20 protein-coding genes are annotated in these 19,477 nt (G+C 71.6%); 5 read left to right on the forward strand and 15 right to left on the reverse strand.

Features of this window, described 5'->3' with window-relative positions:
* Positions 1-4: 4 nt before the first annotated feature.
* A complete protein-coding gene (locus tag JOD66_RS00555) occupies positions 5-928 on the forward strand; it encodes an alpha/beta fold hydrolase (protein WP_204835022.1) in 924 nt (307 codons plus the stop codon).
* Here the strand turns inward: JOD66_RS00555 and JOD66_RS00560 are convergent.
* Positions 882-2,309 carry a WS/DGAT/MGAT family O-acyltransferase gene (locus tag JOD66_RS00560; RefSeq protein WP_204835023.1) on the reverse strand — a complete coding sequence of 476 codons (1,428 nt, stop codon included), beginning with the start codon at positions 2,307-2,309 and terminating at the stop codon, positions 882-884. The two genes, JOD66_RS00555 and JOD66_RS00560, sit on opposite strands and share 47 nt — an antisense overlap.
* Positions 2,310-2,377: 68 nt before the next feature.
* Here JOD66_RS00560 and JOD66_RS00565 point away from each other — a divergent pair, with 68 nt between their 5' ends.
* On the forward strand, positions 2,378-3,643 hold the full coding sequence (locus tag JOD66_RS00565) for an alpha/beta hydrolase (RefSeq protein WP_204835024.1): 1,266 nt from the start codon (positions 2,378-2,380) through the stop codon (positions 3,641-3,643).
* 61 nt (positions 3,644-3,704) lie between these two features.
* On the forward strand, positions 3,705-3,986 hold the full coding sequence (locus tag JOD66_RS00570) for a hypothetical protein (RefSeq protein WP_204835025.1): 282 nt from the start codon (positions 3,705-3,707) through the stop codon (positions 3,984-3,986).
* On the opposite strand, the gene JOD66_RS00575 is transcribed toward JOD66_RS00570, so the two are convergent.
* Positions 3,987-5,978, reverse strand: a complete 1,992-nt coding sequence (locus tag JOD66_RS00575; protein WP_204835026.1) for an acyl-CoA dehydrogenase family protein — start codon at positions 5,976-5,978, stop codon at positions 3,987-3,989.
* Positions 5,979-6,028: 50 nt separating this feature from the next.
* On the opposite strand from JOD66_RS00575, the gene JOD66_RS00580 reads away from it, so the two are divergent.
* On the forward strand, positions 6,029-6,697 hold the full coding sequence (locus JOD66_RS00580) for a class I SAM-dependent methyltransferase (RefSeq protein WP_307823210.1): 669 nt from the start codon (positions 6,029-6,031) through the stop codon (positions 6,695-6,697).
* 82 nt (positions 6,698-6,779) lie between these two features.
* Here JOD66_RS00580 and JOD66_RS00585 read toward each other — a convergent pair whose 3' ends face one another.
* The 3 genes from JOD66_RS00585 to JOD66_RS00595 are packed head-to-tail and all read right to left on the reverse strand — an operon-like array spanning position 6,780 to position 9,957.
* Complete coding sequence (locus JOD66_RS00585) at positions 6,780-7,913, reverse strand: prenyltransferase (protein ID WP_204835027.1); 1,134 nt, start codon at positions 7,911-7,913, stop codon at positions 6,780-6,782.
* Entirely contained in the window at positions 7,910-8,659 is a 750-nt protein-coding gene (locus JOD66_RS00590; RefSeq protein ID WP_204835028.1) for a class I SAM-dependent methyltransferase, read from the reverse strand. Before JOD66_RS00590 ends, JOD66_RS00585 begins: the two co-directional genes overlap by 4 nt.
* Positions 8,660-8,670: 11 nt before the next feature.
* On the reverse strand, positions 8,671-9,957 hold the full coding sequence (locus JOD66_RS00595) for a glycosyltransferase family 4 protein (protein WP_204835029.1): 1,287 nt from the start codon (positions 9,955-9,957) through the stop codon (positions 8,671-8,673).
* Between the two features lie 150 nt (positions 9,958-10,107).
* On the opposite strand from JOD66_RS00595, the gene JOD66_RS00600 reads away from it, so the two are divergent.
* Entirely contained in the window at positions 10,108-10,719 is a 612-nt protein-coding gene (locus JOD66_RS00600; RefSeq protein WP_204835030.1) for a TetR family transcriptional regulator, read from the forward strand.
* 15 nt (positions 10,720-10,734) lie between these two features.
* Here JOD66_RS00600 and JOD66_RS00605 read toward each other — a convergent pair whose 3' ends face one another.
* From JOD66_RS00605 to JOD66_RS00650, 10 genes are read right to left on the reverse strand one after another with little or no spacing between them, the layout of a single operon-like run.
* The gene (locus tag JOD66_RS00605; RefSeq protein ID WP_204835031.1) at positions 10,735-11,502 is read right to left on the reverse strand and encodes a glucose 1-dehydrogenase; all 768 of its coding nucleotides are present in this window, start codon (positions 11,500-11,502) and stop codon (positions 10,735-10,737) included.
* 2 nt (positions 11,503-11,504) lie between these two features.
* Positions 11,505-12,410 (reverse strand): 3-oxoacyl-ACP reductase, encoded by a 906-nt coding sequence (locus JOD66_RS00610; RefSeq protein ID WP_204835032.1) that lies wholly within the window; start codon positions 12,408-12,410, stop codon positions 11,505-11,507.
* A gap of 2 nt (positions 12,411-12,412) precedes the next feature.
* The gene (locus JOD66_RS00615; RefSeq protein ID WP_204835033.1) at positions 12,413-12,607 is read right to left on the reverse strand and encodes a ferredoxin; all 195 of its coding nucleotides are present in this window, start codon (positions 12,605-12,607) and stop codon (positions 12,413-12,415) included.
* An 11-nt stretch (positions 12,608-12,618) separates the two neighbouring features.
* Positions 12,619-13,086 (reverse strand): pyridoxamine 5'-phosphate oxidase family protein, encoded by a 468-nt coding sequence (locus JOD66_RS00620; RefSeq protein WP_204835034.1) that lies wholly within the window; start codon positions 13,084-13,086, stop codon positions 12,619-12,621.
* Entirely contained in the window at positions 13,086-14,087 is a 1,002-nt protein-coding gene (locus JOD66_RS00625) for an NAD(P)/FAD-dependent oxidoreductase (protein WP_307823211.1), read from the reverse strand. The genes JOD66_RS00620 and JOD66_RS00625 overlap by 1 nt, the downstream gene beginning before the upstream one ends.
* Positions 14,088-14,106: 19 nt before the next feature.
* Positions 14,107-15,003, reverse strand: a complete 897-nt coding sequence (locus JOD66_RS00630) for a hypothetical protein (RefSeq protein WP_204835036.1) — start codon at positions 15,001-15,003, stop codon at positions 14,107-14,109.
* 22 nt (positions 15,004-15,025) lie between these two features.
* The gene (locus JOD66_RS00635) at positions 15,026-15,628 is read right to left on the reverse strand and encodes an Rv1363c family protein (RefSeq protein ID WP_204835037.1); all 603 of its coding nucleotides are present in this window, start codon (positions 15,626-15,628) and stop codon (positions 15,026-15,028) included.
* Positions 15,625-16,896 (reverse strand): MCE family protein, encoded by a 1,272-nt coding sequence (locus JOD66_RS00640; RefSeq protein WP_204835038.1) that lies wholly within the window; start codon positions 16,894-16,896, stop codon positions 15,625-15,627. The genes JOD66_RS00635 and JOD66_RS00640 overlap by 4 nt, the downstream gene beginning before the upstream one ends.
* Positions 16,893-18,248: an MCE family protein gene (locus JOD66_RS00645; RefSeq protein WP_204835039.1), complete on the reverse strand. Its 1,356-nt coding sequence runs from the start codon at positions 18,246-18,248 to the stop codon at positions 16,893-16,895. The genes JOD66_RS00640 and JOD66_RS00645 overlap by 4 nt, the downstream gene beginning before the upstream one ends.
* Positions 18,245-19,474, reverse strand: coding sequence for an MCE family protein (locus JOD66_RS00650; RefSeq protein WP_204835040.1), 1,230 nt, complete (start codon positions 19,472-19,474; stop codon positions 18,245-18,247). Before JOD66_RS00650 ends, JOD66_RS00645 begins: the two co-directional genes overlap by 4 nt.
* Positions 19,475-19,477: the final 3 nt, after the last annotated feature.

Consider the following 19,477-nt stretch of genomic DNA (forward strand, 5'->3'; position numbering starts at 1 on the left):
GCGCATGGGAGCCGTCTCACTGGCCGATGTGGCACGACGTCGCGTGGCGCTGGCGCCGACCCGGATCCCGCCGGGGCGGATGGTGGCCCTGCCGGGACGGGGCGGGTCGACCTACGTCACCGACACGCCGGGGCCGCGCCCGGAGGCGCCCGCGATCATCCTGCTACACGCACTCGGCACGACCGGTCTGCTGACCTGGTTCCCCGCGATCGAGCCGCTCTCGCGGCGCTTCCGCGTCGTCACGCTCGACCAGCGCTGGCACGGACGTGGCATCCAGGGCGCCGAGTTCTCGCTCACGGACTGCGCGGACGACGTGGCCGCCCTGGCCGGTGTCCTCGGGATCGACGAGGCGATCGTCGGCGGCTACTCCATGGGCTCGATCGTCGCGCAGCGGGTGTGGCGCCAGCATCCGTCGATCGTGTCCGGCCTGGTGCTCGGCGCGACGACCGACCGCTTCCAGCTCACCGCCGCCGAGCGCGGCTTCTTCCTCGGCATGGGCTCCACCATGGTCGCGCTGCGGGGCGTGTCGCGCTCGCGCACCGCCGTGCGCGCCGCCCGGGCGGCCGCGCGCGGCGTCGACCTCGAGGTCACCGACCTGCACGCCTGGGCGCTGCGCGAGTTCCGCTCCACCAGCCCGTGGGCGGTCGGGCAGGCGCTCGCCGCCCTGGGCCGGCACCACTCGCGGCCCTGGCTCGGGCGGATCGACGTACCGACGGCGGTGGTGGCCATGATGCGCGACCGGGTGATCCCGACCTCGCGCCAGCTCGCGCTCGCCCGTGCGATCCCGGGCGCCACCGTGCACGAGGTGGACGACGGGCACGCGGGGTGCGTTCTCGGCGCGGAGAGGTTCGTGCCGAGGTTCGTGGAGGCGGCCGCGACCGTCAACGCGCGGCGTCGGGACCTCCCGCGCCGTCGACCGCCGCACTGATCCTCGCCAGCTCGGCCGGGAAGTGCCGCACCAGCGCATCGGTGTCGGGCATCGACTCGCGGCAGGCGATCGCGCCGACGTGCATCTGGCCCGCGTTGGACATGACCGTGATGTTGAGGCCGGCACCGTGGAAGACCGGGCCGAGCGGGCAGAGCGCGTCGATCCGGGCACCCATGAAGTAGAGCGGGATCGGCGGGCCGGGGACATTGGAGATCACCAGGTTGTGGACGACGGGATGCCGCTCCGCGAGGCGCAGGTTGGCGTAGGCGCGCACCGCGAGACCGAAGGTGCGGGGGGCGGCGAACTCCGCCCAGTCCTGCAGCGCGTCAGCACTGATCGCGTTGTGGTGCTCCTTGGCGTGCTGGTTGCGCTCGGCCAGCATCCCCAGCCGCTCCAGCGGGTCGTCGATGTCGGTGCCGAGCTTGGTGAACAGCGCGGAGACCTTGTTGGCCCCCGTCGAGCGTCGCGAGCTGTCGCGCACGCTCACCGGGACCGTGGCCAGCAAGGAGGACTCGGGCAGCTCGTCACGCTCGGCGAGATAGGCCCGCAGCGCGCCACCGGAGACGGCGAGGACGACGTCGTTGACCGTCGTACCGGTGACCTTCTTGATCCGGCGGATCTCGTCGAGGTCGAGGTCGGCCATCGCGATCGACCGGTGTGAGGTGATGGTGCCGTTGAAGGACGTGCGCGGAGCGGAGAAGGGCGCGGCCATGGCGGTGCCCCGGCGGGCGCGGCCGATGCTCTTGGTGACCAGCTGGGCGGAGGGCTTGAGCACCTTGACCAGGGTGACCGGGCGGGTCGCCGTACCGATGACGGCGCGGCCGAGCAGCTCACCCCGCCCCGGGTCGCGGGGATGGGGCGCGTTCTCGGGGACCAGCGGCGGGGCGTCCGGCTCGAGCGAGCAGAGGTGGGAGATCAGGTTGGAGCCCGAGACGCCGTCGACGGTGGCATGGTGCATCTTGGCGAAGACCACGACCTTCTCGCCGCCCTCCCCCTCCGGGCGGTAGCCCTCGATCACCCACATCTCCCACAGCGGGCGGGAGCGGTCGAGCGGCAGCGAGGCGAGGTGGGCGCACAGGTCCATCAGCTCGGCGTACCCACCGGGCGTCGGCAGTGCCAGGCGGTGCACGTGGCGCTCGATGTCGAAGGCCTTGTCGCGCACCCAGACCGGGTGGTCGAGACCGAGCGGGACGCCGCGGACCTTGCGGGTGAAGCCCGGCACGTCGCGGACCCGGACCTCGATCTCGCGCTGCATCTCGGCGAACGCGTACGGCGTCGTCATCGTCGCGGGATCGAGCACCATCACCGCGCACACGTGCATCAGCTGGGCGGGCGTCTCCAGGTAGAGGAAGCTCGCGTCCAGTCCGGAGAGACGATCCATTTCCCTACCCCCCATGACGACCTAGAACGTGTATCAGTTTCTCACAACGAGCCGGATATCCTCGGGTCATGGGATTCGTACGGCGCCAGGCGATCACCGCCGCGCTGACCGCCAACGCCATCCGACCCGTCCCCGGCTTCCGCAGCGGCATCCCGGCGTTCTTCGCCGGCTGGCTGACCGGTGAGCTCGCGCCCCACCTGCTCGGCCTGACCGTCGCCGACGCCGCCGCGCACGCCACCGGCTCCCGCCGCTCCTGGCGCGGGCTGGCGCTGGCCGGGCTCTCGAGCGCCGGCCTCGGCTACCTGATCCGGCAGAGCCGGCAGGCCGTCGACGACGCCGAGTCGGCTCTCGTCGAGGGACTGGGCGTCGACTACGTCGAGGAGCTCGACGCGAAGCCGACGCCGGCCGACCTCGCCACCCCCTGGCGCCGACTGGCCAACCCGTTCGCGTTCGGGCGGGCGGCCCGGCGAGCGGGAGTCGAGGTGCACCGCGACATCCCGTTCGCGCCGTACGGCAGGCGGGGCATGCTCGACGTCTACACCTCCGAGGTGACCCCGGCCGCCGGGGCGCCGGTGCTGCTGCAGGTGCACGGAGGCGGCTGGACGATCGGCAACAAGGAGCAGCAGGGCCTGCCGCTGATGCAGCACATGGCCGCGCGCGGCTGGGTATGCGTCGCGATCAACTACCGGCTCGCGCCCCGCGACCCGTGGCCCGCACAGATCGTGGACGTGAAGGCGGCGATCGCGTGGATCCGCGAGCACATCGCGGAGTACGGCGGCGACCCGTCGTACATCGCGATCACGGGCGGCTCCGCCGGCGGCCACCTCACGGCCCTCGCCGCGGTCACCCCGAACGCCCCCGAGTTCCAGCCCGGCTTCGAGTCCGCCGACACCTCCCTGCAGGCCGCGGTCCCCTACTACGGCGTCTACGACCTTGCCGGCGCGAGCGGCCTGCGCACCGCCGAGCTGATGCGCGACAAGTTCCTCGCACCGGTCGTGTTCAAGAGGTCGCCCCGCTCCGAGCGAGCGGTCTTCGAGCAGGCCAGCCCGTTGCTGCGGGTGACGGCCGACGTACCGGACTTCTTCGTGGTCCACGGGTCCCGCGACACGCTCGTCGACGTCGGCCAGGCGCGCGCCTTCGTGGCCGCACTGCGCGCGACGTCGAAGCGCACGGTCACCTACGCCGAGCTCCCCGGGGCCCAGCACGCCTTCGACATCTTCCCCTCGATCCGCTCCCAGCACCTGGTCCGCGCGACCGAGCGCTACCTGCACTGGCACTGGAACGGCTGGCGCCGCGAGCGGTCGTCCACAGGCGCGGAGGACGCGCTGGCCTGAGCGGCCCGGGCGGTCTAAGGTCGCGGCACCTGTTCGCCTCGTCTCGTCTCGGAGGAATGAGATGGCCACACCCCACCCCGACCTGGAACGCCGGGTCGACCGCAACACCAACGACATCGCGTCGATCTACGAGATGTTGACCGAGCACCAGGCCGAGCTGATCAAGCACGGACGTCGACTCGACGGCATCGACCGCCGGCTGAAGGGCATCGACGGCCGGCTCGGCGGCATCGACGGCCGGCTCGACGGCATCGACGGCCGGCTCGACGGCATCGACGGCCGGCTCGACGGCATCGACGACAAGCTGGCCGCCATCCTCGAGCGCCTGCCACCGGCGGCCTAGCTACCGCGGCAGCCCCAGGATCCGCTCCCCGGCGACATTGCGCAGGATCTGGGTCGTGCCGCCGGCGATGGACAGGCAGCGGGTGTTGAGCTGCTCCCAGACATCGGCGGCGAGCGGGTCGCCGGACTCCTTGCCGAGCGGGCCGAGGAGGGCGAGCTCGTCCCCCTGGAGCGTGACGACGAGCTCGGAGGAGTCCTGGCGGCTGCGTACGCCGAGCAGCTTGGCCACGCTCGACTCGGCGCCGGGGCCGTGGCCGCCGAGGGCGCGCAGGGTCGTGCGGACGCCGAGCAGGGCGCACACGGTGGCGAGGGCGACCTGGCGGCCGACCGCGACCCGCTCGACCGGGCCGAGCCCGCGGGTGGCGGCCAGTTCGACGGCCCGCTCGACGCTCTTGGTCAGCCGGGCGCCGGCCATGGCGACCCGTTCGTTGGCGAGGGTGGTGCGGGCCAGCCGCCAGCCGTCGCCGGGCTCGGCGACGACGCACTCGTCGGGGACGAAGACCTCGTCGAGGAAGACCTCGTTGAACAGCGCCTCGCCGGTGATCTCGCGGAGCGGGCGCACGTCGATGCCGGGGGCGTGCATGTCGACGAGGAAGTAGGTGATGCCCTTGTGCTGCAGCACGTCGGCGTCGGTGCGGGCCAGGCAGATGCCCCAGTCGGCCCGCTCGGCGACCGAGGTCCACACCTTCTGACCGGTCAGCGACCAGCCGCCCTCGACCCGGACCGCGCGGGTGCGCAGCGAGGCGAGGTCGGAACCGGAGCCGGGCTCGGAGAACAGCTGGCACCAGGTGAGCTCGCCGAGCAGCGAGGGCCGCACGAACCGCTCGCGCTGGGCGTCGGTTCCGTGGGCCAGGATCGTCGGGACCGCCCAGCCCGCGATCACCAGGTCGGGCCGGACGACGCCGGCGCGAGCCAGCTCCTGGTCGATCACGATCTGCCGGGTCGGGTCCGCGCCGAGCCCGTACGGCGCGGGCCAGTGCGGCGTCAGGTAGCCCGTGTCGACCAGGGCGGCGCGCTGCTCCCCCACCGGCAGCGCGGCGATCCGCTCCGCCGTGGCGCGGGCGTCCGGGCGCACCGCGGCGTCGCGGCCCTCGAGGTCGACGTCGACCCGGCGCCGTACGCCGGCCACGGCCGCCGCGGTCACCCGCTCGGCGGCGGCGTCGGCGGAGCCGGCGAGGGCGCGCAGGGTGAGCGCGCGGCGCAGATAGAGGTGGGCGTCGTGCTCGTGGGTGAAGCCGATGCCGCCGAGCACCTGGATGCAGGACTTGGCGACCTGGACCGCTCCGTCGAAGCAGGTGATGTGGGCGACGTCGACGGCGAAGGCCCACTGCTCCGCGTCGGCCGCGTCGGCCGCCACCGCGGCGTCCCACGCCGCGGCGGTGATCGCCTCGGCGATCTCCAGCATCTCGGCGCACAGGTGCTTGATCGCCTGGAAGGCACCGATCCTCTGCCCGAACTGCTCGCGGACCTTCGCATAGTCGACCGCGGTCTCCAGGCACCAGCGCGCGACGCCGGCGGCCTCGGCGGCGGCGAGGGTGATCGCGATCGACCGCGCGGCGGGGTCAGCGCTTCCCGGGCCGCTGCCCCGCGCGTGCCGCGCGGAGAGGTCGATGCCGGGGTGCGGGCGGCCGACGCCGGCCGTGCCGCCGTCCCAGACCACGCCGTCCGTGTCCAGCTGGACGCCGTGTCGTCCGGGCTTCCCGGCCAGCGCGCTCCCGATCGCCGCTCCCAACAGGCCGCCGGGCAGCAGCTCGTGGGCGCAGGCCTCGAGCGCCACCGCCTGGTCGAGCATCGTGCCGCCGCCACCGCCCTGTGCCTCGGGGACCGCGATGGCGTGGACGCCCATCTCCTCGATGGCGGCCCAGATCGGCGCGAAGTCGGCGCCCAGGTCGCCCTCGGCTGCACGGACCGCCGCCAGGGGAGACAGGCTCGCGGCCCACTTGCGCAGGCTGTCCGCGAGCTCGACCTGCTCGTCGGTGATGCCGATCGACATGGATGCTCCTCCAGAACTAGAACGCGTTCTAACTCTACTAGAGTGGCCGGGTGACCGACACCACGCCGTCCACGATGCCGTCCGCCCTGCTGGACCACGCGCGCGCCGCCAAGGGCTTCATGCCCGAGGACGAGGGCGCGCTGCTCCACCGGGTCGCGCTCGAGCGGCTCCCCCACGGCCCCGCGCTCGAGGTCGGCACCTACTGCGGGAAGTCCGCGATCTACCTCGGCGCCGCCGCGCAGCAGGTCGGTGGGACCGTCTTCACCGTCGACCACCACCGCGGATCCGAGGAGAACCAGGCCGGCTGGGAGCACCACGACGCGAGCGTCGTCGATCCCGAGCTCGGGCTGATGGACACCCTCGGCCAGTTCCGCAAGAACATCGCCCGCGCCGGCCTCGAGGACCAGGTGATCGCCGTCGTCGGTCAGTCCACCACCGTCGCCGCCCACTGGCGCACACCGCTCTCCCTGCTCTTCATCGACGGCGGACACGGTGAGGAGCCGGCCCGCGCCGACTTCGCGGGCTGGGCGCACTGGGTCCAGGCCGGCGGCTACCTCGCCATCCACGACGTCTTCCCCGACCCCGCGGACGGCGGCCGGCCGCCGTACGAGCTGATCTACCTGCCGGCGCTCGCGTCCGGCGCGTTCACCGAGGTCACCCACACGGGTTCGCTCCGCGTGCTCCAGCGGACCTCAGGCGCGGCCGGCGACCCGTTCTGATCTGGCGCTCGCTCCGCTCGCGCATGTCGCGCCGGCTGGTCTTGATCAACGCGCGACCTGAGCCGCCGGCCGGACCAGATCGTCAGCGGACCGGAGCCGGCGAGCAGTCGCACTCCAGCGCGATCTCCTCGAAGTGCGGGGCCAGCGAGGTGCCGCGCATGATCCCCGAGCCGGGCGTGGCGTGCCCGTAGGTCTCCCCCAGCGCGTCGACGGCGAGGACGACCGCGGCCGCGGTGTAGGTCGTGTGCTCGTGTGGCCAGTGCACGTCGCGCGGCTCGTCCGCGGGAGCCGGGCGGGACGGGTCGGCGTACACCCAGCCGGTCCAGTAGCGGCCGTCGTCCTCGCGGAGGTGCTGCATGTCGCGGACGAGCTGCAGCGCGCGCCCGTGATCGCCGACCAGGTCGAGGGCCATGGCGAGCTCACAGGTCTCGGCGCCGGTGACCCACGGGTTGGTGTCGACGCAGTGGATGCCGAGGCCGGGGACCACGAAGTCGTCCCAGCGCCGGGCGAGCAGCGCCCGGGCGGCGTCGCCGCGGACCGCGCCACCGAGGACCGGGTAGTACCAGTCCATCGAGTACGTCGACTTGTCGGCGAACCGGTCCGGGTGGGTGCGCACGGCGTGACCGAGGCGGCCGCCGGCGAGCTCCCACTCGGGCTGGGGATCGTCCATCAGGTCGGCGAGCGCGACGCCGGCACGCAGCGAGTGGTAGATCGAGGAGTTGCCGGTGAGCAGGCAGAAGTCGTCGACGGGCGTCCAGCGGATGCCGCCGAACGGCTCCTGCAACGAGACCACGAAGTCGAGCCCGGCCCGCACCGAGGGCCAGTAGCGCTCGACGAAGCGGATGTCGCGGCGCACCAGCCAGTGGTGCCACAGGCCGACGGCGAAGTACGCCGACATGTTGACCTCACCCCGCTCGTCGTCGGCGACCCCGGCGACGATCTTCATCGGCCACGAGCCGTCGGCGCGCTGCATCGTCGGGACCCAGGCATAGGCGCGCTCGGCGGCCTCGACCTGGCCGCCGACGAGCATCGCCATCGCGGCCTCGACGTGGTTCCAGATGTCGACGTGCTCGCCCGTGGTCCACGGGACGGCGCCCCACGGCTCCTGCATCGCCGCGATCGCCGCCGCGGTGTCGGCGACCTGCTGGGCGCTCAGCACGCCCTCGACGTACGGCAGCCGGCTGAGCGGGACCTCGGGCGTGGTGCCCCGGGTCATGCGGCGTCGGGCTTGCGGAAGTAGAGCACCATCGACTTGCCGATCATCGGGTCGAGGACCTTGCCGGCGAGCTGGAGCGCCTTGGGCTGCTTCATGATCTCCCAGACCAGCAGCTTGTGATACGCCTTGGCGAGCGGGTGGTCGTCGTTCTCGACACCGACCGCGCACTTGATCCACCAGTAGGGCGCGTGCAGTCCGTGGGTGTAGCTCTTGCCCTCGAACACCATGGCGTCGCCGGGGGTGCCGTCGTTGGACCGGCCGCCCTTGGTCACCTTGTCGACCAGCTCGTGGTCGGTGTAGATCCGGATGTGGCCGCCCTCGGCGTTGTGGTAGTCGGCCGACAGCCGCCAGTTGATCACCTCGGGCAGCCAGCGGGGCACGGTGACCGCGAGGGTGCCACCGGGCCGCAGCACCCGGATCAGCTCGCGGATCGCGGCGACGTCGTCGTGGATGTGCTCGAGCACCTCGGAGCACACGATCCGGTCGAACTCGCCGTCGGCGAAGGGCAGCGCGAGTGCGTCGCCCTGCTTGACGTCGGCCTCGGCGCCCGCGGGCACCTCGCCGGCCTCCTTCATCGCGACGAACAGGTTGCGGACGTTCTCGAGCTCCTCGGCGTCGAGGTCGAACGCGATCACGTCGGCACCCCGGCGGTACATCTCGAAGCTGTGGCGACCGGCACCGGCGCCCATGTCGAGGACGCGGTCACCGGCCTGGAGACCCAGGCGGTCGAAGTCAACGGTCAGCATGTCAGTTCCCCTCAGGCCTTCTGCTCGGCCTTGTACTCGGCGATCACGTCTTCCAGCACGGCGGCGGTGCTCGCCGCGACGGCGTTCCAGCTGAACAGCTCCTTGACCCGGCGTCGGCCCGCGGCCCCCATCGCGGCCCGGCGGGCCGGGTCGTCGAGCAGGGCGGCGACGGCCGCGGTCAGCGCACCCACGTCACCGGGCTCGATGACGTCGGCGCACAGCCCGTCGGGACCGACGACCTCGGGGATCGCGCCCGCGCGGGACACGACGAGCGGCGTCTCGCACGCCATCAGCTCGGCGGTCGGCAGCGAGAAGCCCTCGTAGAGCGAGGGCACGCAGGCCAGCTCGGCCGAGCCCATCAGCGCGACCAGCTCGTCGTCGGTGAGGCCGCTGGCGAAGGACACCCGCTCGGCGATGCCGAGCTTGTCGATCAGCCTCTCGGTCACGCCGCCCGCCTTGGGCTTGGTGACCAGGACCAGCTCGAGGTCGCGCTCGACGACCAGCTTGGCGAACGCCTCCAGCAGCACGGAGATGCCCTTGAGCGGCGCGTCGGCACTCGCCATGGCGAGGATCCGACCGGCCACCCGCGGCTCGCTCGGTGGCCGGAACCGGTCGTCGACGCCCAGCAGGATGGTCTCGATCCGAGCCGGGTCCACCTCGAACTCGCGCACGATGTCGCGCTTGGACGACTCGGACGGAACGATCACCCGGCGCAGTCGCGGCGCGGTCCGCTTCTGCTGGCCGAGGAAGGAGTACCAGCGCCACACGCCGATCTTGGGCAGCTCGAAGCGCCACCGCGAGCCCTGCTTGCGCTTGGCCCAGACCGCGGCGGCCAGCTCGATGCGCCGGTCCATGGTGATCGGGTGGTGGATCGTGGCGGCGAGCGGCAGGCCGACCTTCGCCGGGTCCTCGATGCCGAGCAGCGGCATCGCCAGGGTCTGGTTGTCGAGGACGACGTCGAAGTCGTCGCGGCGGGCCGCGAGCACCTTCACCACGCGCTTGCTGAAGGTGAGCGGCTCGGGGAAGGCGCCGCTGCGCATGGTCAGCCACTCCTCGACGTCGACCAGGTCGCGGAACTCGCTCGGGCGCGGGTTGCGGAACTCGTCACCGGGCCGGTAGAGATCCAGGCTCGGCACCTTGGTGAGCGCCACGCCCTCGTCGAGCTCCGGGTACGGCTGGCCGGAGAAGACCTCGACGGTGTGGCCGAGCGCGACGAGCTCGCGGGTGAGCCGGCGGATGTAGATGCCCTGCCCGCCGACATGGGGCTTGCTGCGGTAGGACAGCATCGCGATTCGCATCAGGTACTTCTCCCCTTTTCGAGCTCCCGGGGAGCAGGGCCGAAACAGAAACGTAGTGGAACGTGTTCCAAATTATGCGCTACTTGCCGGTAGCCTATCGACTGGGTCCACAACGACCCGTCCGTCACACCAGAGCAGGGGGACCTCGCCGTGAGCATCGCGAACCCGTCCACGTCCGACGATCTCGGATCGGCCGCACAGCGGGAGCGCCGCAAGCGAATCCTCGACGCGACGTACGAGCTGGCCAAGTCGGGCGGCTTCGACGCCGTGCAGATGCGCGCCGTCGCGGAGCAGGCCGACGTGGCCCTCGGCACGCTGTACCGGTACTTCCCGTCCAAGATCCATCTGCTCGTCTCCGCCCTGGGCCGCCAGTTCGAGGACGCCTCGGCGCGCCTCAACGAGCGCGACATCCCCGGCGACACGCAGGCCGAGCGGGTGCTGTACGTACTCAAGCGGATGGCCCGCGGCATGCAGGGCGACCCCAAGCTCACCGAGGCGTTGACCCGCGCCTTCATGTTCGCCGACAGCAGCGTGACCAACGAGATCCACGTCGTCGGCATGGCGATGACCTCGATCGTCACCCACGCGATGCACGGCGGCGTCCCCGCCGCCGACGCGATCACCGAGGAGGACGTCGCCATCGCGCGCGTCATCGGCGACGTGTGGCTCTCCGCCCTGGTGGCCTGGGTGACCGGCCGCTCCACGGCGGCGGAGACCGCGACGCACATGGAGAAGGCCGTCCACCTCATCCTCCGCGACTGACCCCGGCGGGGGCCGTCAGGCCCCGAACGCGTGGGTCGAGGTCACGCCACCGTCGACCGCGATCTCCGCGCCGTTGATGTACGACGACTCGTCGCTCGCGAGGAAGACGTAGACCGGCGCGATGTCCTCGGGCGTGCCGACCCGGCGCAGCGGCACCTTGCTGGCGCCGTACTCCATCGCCGCGTCGCCGCCATGGACCCGGGTCATCGGGGTGTCGATCATGCCCGGGTGCACCGAGTTGACCCGGATCCCCTTGGGACCGAGCTCCATCGCGGCGCACTTGGTCATCCCGCGGATCGCCCACTTGGTCGCGGCGTACGCCGTGCAGGACGGCATCCCGGCCAGGCCCTCGACCGACGAGGCGTTGATGATCGAGCCGCCGCCGTTCTTGCGCATGGTGCGGGCCACCGCCTGCATGCCGAGGAAGACGCCGAGCTGGTTGACCCGCCAGAGCAGCTCGACCTCCTCGGCGGGCATCCGCTCGATGTCGCCGAAGCGCAGGATGCCGGCGTTGTTGGCGAGCACGCTCACCGCGCCGAAGCGCGTGTTCGCGTCCTCGACGAGCGAGGCCCAGGAGGCGGCGTCGCTCACGTCGTGGTGGGCGAAGTGGGCCGCGGCGCCGAGCTCGTCGGCGAGCGCCTGGCCCTGCTCCTTGGCGACGTCGGCGATGACGACGCGCGCCCCCTCGGCGACGTACGCGCGGGCGATCTCGGCGCCCTGGCCCATCGCCGCTCCGGTGACGATCGCGACCTTGCCCTCGAGGCGTCCGTTCGAGTCAGCCATGCTCACACACTCAGCTTCATGATCGAGTCGGCGGCGAAGCCGAGCTGCGGGTCCCGATCGGCGAAGAAGCCGCCGAGCTGCTTGTCGAGGTCGTCGGCGGTCCACAGGTCGCCGGAGGCGTCGAAGCGCTCCTCCACGACCGGCGCGGCGACCACGGCGACCATGCCGCCGTAGACGACCATGACCTGGCCGGTGATCCGCTCCGCCGCCGGCGAGGCGAGATAGGCGACCACGGGCGCGACGTGCTCGGGCGAGTAGGGGTCGACGGCCTTGCCCGACTGGTCCTCGCCGAAGACCTCCGCGGTCATGGCGGTGCGGGCGCGCGGGCAGATCGCGTTCGCGCGCACGCCGATCCGGGACAGCCCGCGCGCGCTGGACAGGGTCAGCGCGGCGATGCCCGCCTTGGCCGCGGCGTAGTTGGCCTGGCCGGGCGAGCCGCCGAGGAAGGCCTCCGACGCGGTGTTGACGATGCTGCCGTAGACCGTGCCGGTCTCGCTCTCCTTGGCCTTGCCGCGCCAGTACGCCGCGGCGTTGCGCGAGAGCAGGAAGTGACCGCGCAGGTGGACCGCGATCACCGCGTCCCACTCGTCGTCGCCGAGGTTGAAGAGCATCCGGTCGCGGGTCATGCCCGCGTTGTTGACCACGATGTCGAGGCCGCCGAGCCGGTCGACGGCGGCCGCCACCATCGCGTCGGCCGTGGCACGCTCGCTCACGTCCCCCGGCACCACGACCGCCTCACCGCCGAGCGAACGGATCTCGTCGACCGCCTCGTCGCCCGCCCCGGGCAGGTCGTTGACCACCACCCGCGCTCCGGCGCGGGCCAGGGCCAGCGCCTCCGCGCGGCCCAGCCCGGCGCCCGCGCCGGTGACGATCGCGACCTTGCCGTCCAGCGACGTCGTCGCCCCCATGCTCACTCCTCCACCAGGGTGATGGCGGCGCGCGGGCAGGCCGCGACGGCGCGCTTGACGTTCTCGAGGTTCTCCTCGGTGGTGTCCTCGGTGTGCAGCTGGAGGAAGTCGTCGTCGTCCAGCTCGAACACCTCGGGAGCCATGGCCTCGCACAGGCCGTTGGACTCACACAGGTCGAAGTCGACCTTGATCTTCATGACGGTGCCTTTCAGGTCATCTTCCGGTGGTCCCAGGACGCGACCCGCTCGGGATGGATGATCACGCCCACCCGCTTGGTCGCCTGCTTCTGCACGGCCTGCATGCCGATCTCCCCCAGCGACTCGAACGAGTCGGCGCCCACCATCCGGGTCGCCACGGCCGAGCCGATCTCGAGGATGGTCGCCGGGTCGCGCACGATCTCGGCGCGGCCCTCGATGGAGACGCCGCGGAGCTCGAAGTAGTCGGTGCCGTCCTCCACCAGCGCGGTGACCCGGGGGTCGCGGTCCAGGTTGAGGATCTTCTGGCTGCGCCCATAGGTCCAGAACGCGATCCGGCCGTCGCGCACGACGTAGAACAGCGTGGTCAGGTGGGGGAACCCGTCGCGACCGTTGGCCGCGACCTGCACCTTCAGGTTCTCGCCGAGCAGCGCCTGGACCTCGTCCTCGCTCAGCTTGACCCGGTCGCGTCCGGAGCTCATCAGCTTCCCTCCGAGGAGTGCCCGGGGAACACGTGGGCGGTCGGGTCGATGACGACGGCCGCGTTGTTGACGGCGGTCGCCGCCTCACCGAACCCGACGGCGATCAGCCGGACCTTGCCGGGGTACTCGGTGATGTCGCCCGCCGCGAACACCCGCGGCAGCGAGGTGCGCATCGACGGGTCGACGACGACGTGGCGTCGGTGCGTCTCGAGGCCCCACTGCTGCAGCGGGCCGAGGTCGGCGACGAAGCCGAGGGCCGCGACCACGGCCTGCGCGGGCAGCACCCGCGACTCCCCCTCGACCACCAGCTCGAGCTCGGCGAGCGGGCCCGAGGCGCCGCCCTCGGCGTCACGGAGCGCGGCCACCTCGGCCTTGGTGACGACCTGGACCGACGAGGCGAGGACCTGGTCGACGGTGCGCTGGTGGGCCCGGAAGGCATCGCGACGGTGGACCAGGGTGACCGAGCGCGCGATCGGCTCGAGGTGGATCGCCCAGTCGAAGGCGCTGTCGCCGCCACCGACGATGACGACGTCCTGGTCGCGGTAGGGCTCGAAGCCGGGCACGAAGAACTCGACGCCCCGGCCGACCCAGCCCGCGGCCGCCGGCAGCGGTCGGGGGCTGAACTTGCCGATGCCGGCGGTGATCACCAGTGCCTTGGCGCGCACGGCGGTCCCGTCGTCGAGGGTGAGGGTCAGGCCCTCGTCGTCGGTGACCAGGTCGGTGGCGGTGCGGCCGAGCAGCTGCTCGGGCTTCGCGGTCAGCGCCTGGGCGACCAGGCCCTCGACCAGGTCGCGCCCCTTGACGTCCGGGAAGCCCGCGACGTCGAGGATCGCCTTCTCCGGGTACATCGCGGTGATCTGGCCACCGAGCTCGGGCAACGAGTCGATCAACGCGACCCGCATCCCGCGGAATCCGGCATAGTAGGTTGCGAACAGACCGCTCGGACCCGCGCCGACCACCGCCAGGTCGCAGTCCACGATGCTCTCTCCCGTAGTGGCCACGACCGAACTGTAACGTGTTCTAGTTTGTTTTGTCTTTGGTCGGCGCGTCTTGACTGGGCGTGTCCCGGCTGGGCGTGTCGCTGCTCGGAGCGCTGCTGGGCGAGCCGCCCGCCTTCGCCGCCGCCGCCGGGTCATCGGTGTCGAGCCGGTCGACCAGCCAGCCGTGGTCGGTGTGGACCATCGTCACCAGCACCCGGTACGGCGTCACGACGGTCTCCTTCTTGCCCTCGCGCACCCGCTCGACCACCTGGTTGAGGAAGACCAGTGCCTCCAGGCGGGTGCGGTTGGCCCGCACCACCCCCTGCGCGACGACGCTCGCCTGGACCTTGAGCTGCTGGGCGATGCCCTGCTCCTTCACGTCCCCGATCGTCTTGAGGTAGTCCTTCTCGTAGCGCGCCGTGGTCAGCGCGACGGCGGACTTCACCTCCTCGTCGTACTTGCCGTAGTCGACCGACACCAGCTCCTGGGCCGCCTTCGCGGCGGCCTCGACGCCGTCGCGCCACTGCAGGGCGGAGGCGACGACGGGCCGGCCCTTCGGCACGGACAGGCCGTTGCCGTCGCTGACCCGGACCGGCTCGTCGTCGTCGCGGAGGCGGTCGACGACGAGCAGTGCGAACTCGGCGACCAGCGCGAGCGTGACCAGCGCGAGGACGGCGATCAGGATCCGGGTGGTGCGCGGCCGGGCCAGCAGGCCGGGGCGCGCGTCGTGCGGGGCGTCCCGGACGTCGAGGACGGAGTCGGCGTCGGAGCTCTCGTCGACCACGTCTGTCTCGTCGACCACGTCTGTCTCGTCGGCCTCGTCGGGCGTCGGCTCCTCGGCGGCCGGGCGCGGGGCTCCGGACCGCCCGGCGAGCCGGCGCGGGCGGGGGGTCTGCCCACGGGAGCTGGCGGGCTTGCGGGGGGTGGGGCGGCTCATCTGATCCTCGTCCTGCGCGGCATCAGCCCAGAGCGACGTACTGGAGGTCCTTGGTCAGCCAGCGACCACCCTCCCGCACGAGCTCGAGCTGGATGCGGTAGTTGCGCGCCTCCGGCTGGAAGTCCGTCGTCTTGTTCTTCACCGTGCCGCTGGTGGCCACGATCGCGGTCGCGGTGTCCTCGTCGCCGGCGACCAGGCCGGTCCAGACCACCTCGGCCACCATGGTCGACTGTGCCTCGGTCGCCAGCTTCTCGAGGTCCGCGGCGCCCTTGGTGTACTGCGAGAGGAACTCGCCGGTCGCCATCGACTTGACCGCCTCGATGGTGCGGTCGGGGTCCTGGTAGTCGAAGTTCACGAATGAGGTGACCATCTTGCTCGCGGCCTCGAGCTGAGCGGCGGTGCGCTGCTGCTCGGCGTCGCTCGCCAGCGGCACCGCCTCGACGAGGCCGCGGCCGACGTCCTGGCCCGCGCCGGGGACCACGTCGGTGCCGTTGACCTCGTTGTCGGAGCTGTTGACGTGGAGGTAGAGCAGCAGCAGCGCGACGCAGCCGCAGATCACGGTGGCGGCGTACAGCGCGACGTTGAGGCGGACCCGGCTCCGGTCCTGCGTCTCCGGTGGGTTCACTTGCTCGCCACCGGACCGACCAACAGCCACTTCCACGCATCCCCTCCCAGGACGGAGAGGTCCTCTGGCTGCCGCAGCTCGACCGGAGTCCCCTGGTTGTCGACCAGCCCGGGCACCTCACCGGTGGACGGGTCGTAGGTGCCACTGTAGACGCGTCCGGGCGAGGCCCGGTTCTTGCGGTAGGCCGGCGCGTACTTGCTGCCGCGCATGGAGTACGGCGGCCCCGCGGTGCAGCTGACGTCGGCCGGCTTGCGGTCGGTCAGGTCCTGGGTCGAGCGCCACTCGGACGGCGGGACGTAGCCCTTGGTGCACGGCGGCACGCTGTAGTCGAACTGCAGGTTGACGTGACCCCAGCCGTCGGCGGTGCTGCCCGTCGGGCCACCGGAGATGAGCACCGGGTAGGTCACCAGCAGCTGCTCGATCCCGTCGAGCTCGGTGACCAGCACCTGGTCGACGGTCACCAGGTCGCCGAGGAGCACCGGGATGGTCGGCTCCAGCTCCTTGAGCAGCCGGGTCAGCGCCTTGGCCGCGCCGGGCGTGGCGCTGAGCACCGTGCGCAGGTGGCCGTCGCTGCCCCGGAGCGCGGTGGTGATCGTGTTCAGGTCGTTGGCGAACCGGCGGATGTTCTCCTTCTGCCCCTGCTGGGTCTTCAACACCGCCAGTCCGCTGTCGAGCAGCTGGATCGTCTCGTCGGTGTGGGCGCTGGCCTCGGCGATGAACGCCGAGCCGCCGTCGAGCAGCCGCTGCAGGTCGTCGCCGGTGTCGGCGAACATGGTGCCGAGCTCCTGGACGACCTGCTCGAGGCTGTCCTTGTCGACCGAGTCGACGAAGCGGCTGAGGTCGACCAGGAGGTCGCCCTCGTCGACCGGCAGCGACTTCTCGTCGCCGGCGAAGCGGGAGCCGTCCTCGGCGTACGGGCCCTTCTCGTCGGGCGGCTGGAAGTCGAGGTACTGCTCACCGACCGCGGAGAGATTGTGGACGAACAGCCGCGAGTCCAGCGGGAGCCGGGTGCTCTCCTCGAGGTCGAGGGTGAGGTCGACGCCCTTCTCGGTGGCGTCCATCTTGGCGACCCGGCCGATCTTCACGCCGCGGTAGGTCACCTCGCTGCCCTCGAACAGGCCACCCGAGCCGGGCAGGCTCGCGGTGACGGTGATCCCGCGGCCGGTGATCCGGTCGACGATGCCGAGATAGCTCGCCGCGATGTAGGTGATGCCGACGGCGCTGAGGACCACGAAGGCCATCAGCCGGATCCGCACGCCCCTGGTCATGCCGCTCCCCCGCCCAGCAGGCTCTCCGGTGTGGTCCGGTACGACGACGGCTGGGCTCCGGTGAGCCCCTTGAGCAGGCCGCCGAGCAGCCCGTTGGGCCCGAGCACGCCGTTCGAGCCGCCCAGCAGCCCGCCGAGGTCGAGGTTGGGCAGCGAGGTGAGCAGCTTGCAGACCGGGCTGGAGCTGATCTTGGGGTCCTTGCACTTGTTCTGCAGGTCCTGCAGCAGGTTGACGTCGCTGAGCACCTTGAGGCAGGACACGCTGGTGAGGCTGCCGCTCCGGAGGCACTTGGTGACCGAGTCGAGCACCTCACCCAGGTCGGGCAGCTCGATCTCGGGCAGCCCGAGCGTCTTGTAGAGGTTCTCGAGGTTGAGGTCGGCCCGGATGATCGTGTCGGCGTAGTCGCCCTGGACGATGTTGTTGGCGGCCTGCGGGAACGGGAAGCTCACCAGCAGGTTGAGGCCGGGCGCGAGCTGCTCGTCGGCCTCGGTGAGCCGGCGCAGGATCGGGCTGAGGTCCTCGAGGATCTTCAGCACGTCCTCCTTGCTCGCGTTGATGACGCGGGTGCCGACGACGCCGAGCTTGTCGAGCGAGGTGAGCATCGCGACCAGCTCGTCGTGCTGGGCGGCCAGCACCTCGACCGCGGGACCGACCGCGTCGAGCGCGTCGCCGATCGTCTTCTTCTCGGCGTTGAGGGTCGAGGTCAGGTTGTTCAGCGACTCCAGGGCCGAGATGATGTCGAGCTTCTGCTGGTCGATGGTGCCGACCACCGAGTCCAGCGACGAGAGCAGCGCCCGCAGCCGGTCCTCGCGGCCGGACATGACCAGGTTGGCCTCGCGGGTGATCGTGCCGAGCTGCGCGACACCGCCACCGCTGAGCAGGAAGGACAGCGCGCCGAGCACCTCCTCCACCTCCGGGTTGCGGCCGGTCTTGGCCAGCTCGATCTGGTCGCCCTGGCCGAGCCGTCCGGTCGGCGCCTCCTGCTGGGGAGCCTGCAGGGCGACGTACTTCTCGCCGAGCAGGGAGACCTGGCGGATGTCGGCGATGGCGTTGTCGGGCAGCTTCACGTCCTCGCGCAGGCGCAGCGTGACCTTGGCGTTCCAGCCGGACCGCTCGACCTCGGTCACCTCGCCGACGACGACGTCGTCGACCATCACCGGCGAGCGCGGGACGACGTTGAGCACGTCGCGGAAGTACGCCGTGACCTCGAACGCCTCGTCGGCGTCGACCGGGTGGCCGGGCAGCGGCAGGTCGTAGGCGCCGTCGAAGCCGCTGCAGCCGGTGAGCAGGGTGGTGCCGAGCAGCAGGGCCAGCAGGCCGCGCCAGCGGCGGCGAAGGGGGTGCGCGCTCACGAGCCACCTCCCAGCAGGTTCTGGACGGAGGCGTCGTCACCGGTGGAGTAGGACACGTCGGAGAAATCCGGCACCTTGACGCCCTTCTTCGAGGCGGCCTGCTTCGGCAGGTAGGTCTTGTACTCCGGCGGCAGCCACGGCAGCTGGGTCACGATCGGCTCGATCAGCTTCTCGATCAGCTCGCAGGCGGTGTCCTTGAGCGCCGGCGGCATCGCCGGGTGCTGCTGGATCAGGCCGCAGATGAAGCCGTCGGCGTCCCACACATTGCCGCCGATGGCGAAGCGGGAGTTCTGGCTGTCGCTGACGTGGTCGAAGCCCATCGCCAGGTTGCCCATCGCGACCGGTGCCACCTCGACCGCGGTCTGGATGTTGTCCTTCTCCGAGGCGATGGTCCGCATCACCTCGGTGAGCTTCTCGATGTCGGCGACGAAGGCGTCGCGGTTGTTCTTGACGAAGCCCTTGACGCTGCCGACGGCCTTGGCGACGGCCGCCACGGCCTGCTGCAGCTCGTCGCTCTCGTCGGCGAGCATCGCCGAGACGCCGGTCAGGTCCTGCATGAACGCACGCACCAGAGTGTCGTTCTCGGCGAGTGTGGTGGTGAACTTCGCGAGCTGGGTGACCGACTCGAAGAGCGGGCCGGCGCCGTCGCCGAAGGTCTGCGCCGCGTCGGCGAGGTCCTGGATCATCTGGTTGCCGCGGGCGCCCTGCCCGCTGAACGCCTTGGTGCCGGCCGCCAGCAGGTGGTCGAGGGTGCCGTCGGCGTTGACCCCGTTGGGGCCGAGCGCCCGGGTCAGCGCCTGCAGGCTGCCGTAGATCCGGTCCAGCTCGACCGGCACCGCGGTCTCCGGCAGCGGGATGTCGGCGCCGTCCGCCATCACGTCGCCGCCCTGGAAGACCGGCGTGAGCTGGACGAAGCGGTCCGCGACCAGGGTCGGGGTCACGATGACGGCCTGGGCCTTCGCCGGGACCTCGTACGACGCGTCGTACTCCATCTCGACCCGGACCGAGTTCCCCTCGGGGATCACCGCGGTCACCTTGCCGACGTTGACGCCGAGGATCCGCACGTCGGTGCCCTTGTAGACGCTGACGGCGCGCGGGAAGTGGGCGGTGACGGTCTTCATCTCGGCCGGCGAGCGGACCAGGTTGACCGCGACGGCGACGAGCAGGACCGCCGCGACGAGCGCGAGCACCCGCCGGTCGATGCGCTTGAGGACGGTGGACACCATGGC

This window comes from Nocardioides nitrophenolicus, assembly GCF_016907515.1.
In the GTDB taxonomy this organism is placed as follows: Bacteria; Actinomycetota; Actinomycetes; order Propionibacteriales; family Nocardioidaceae; genus Nocardioides; species Nocardioides nitrophenolicus.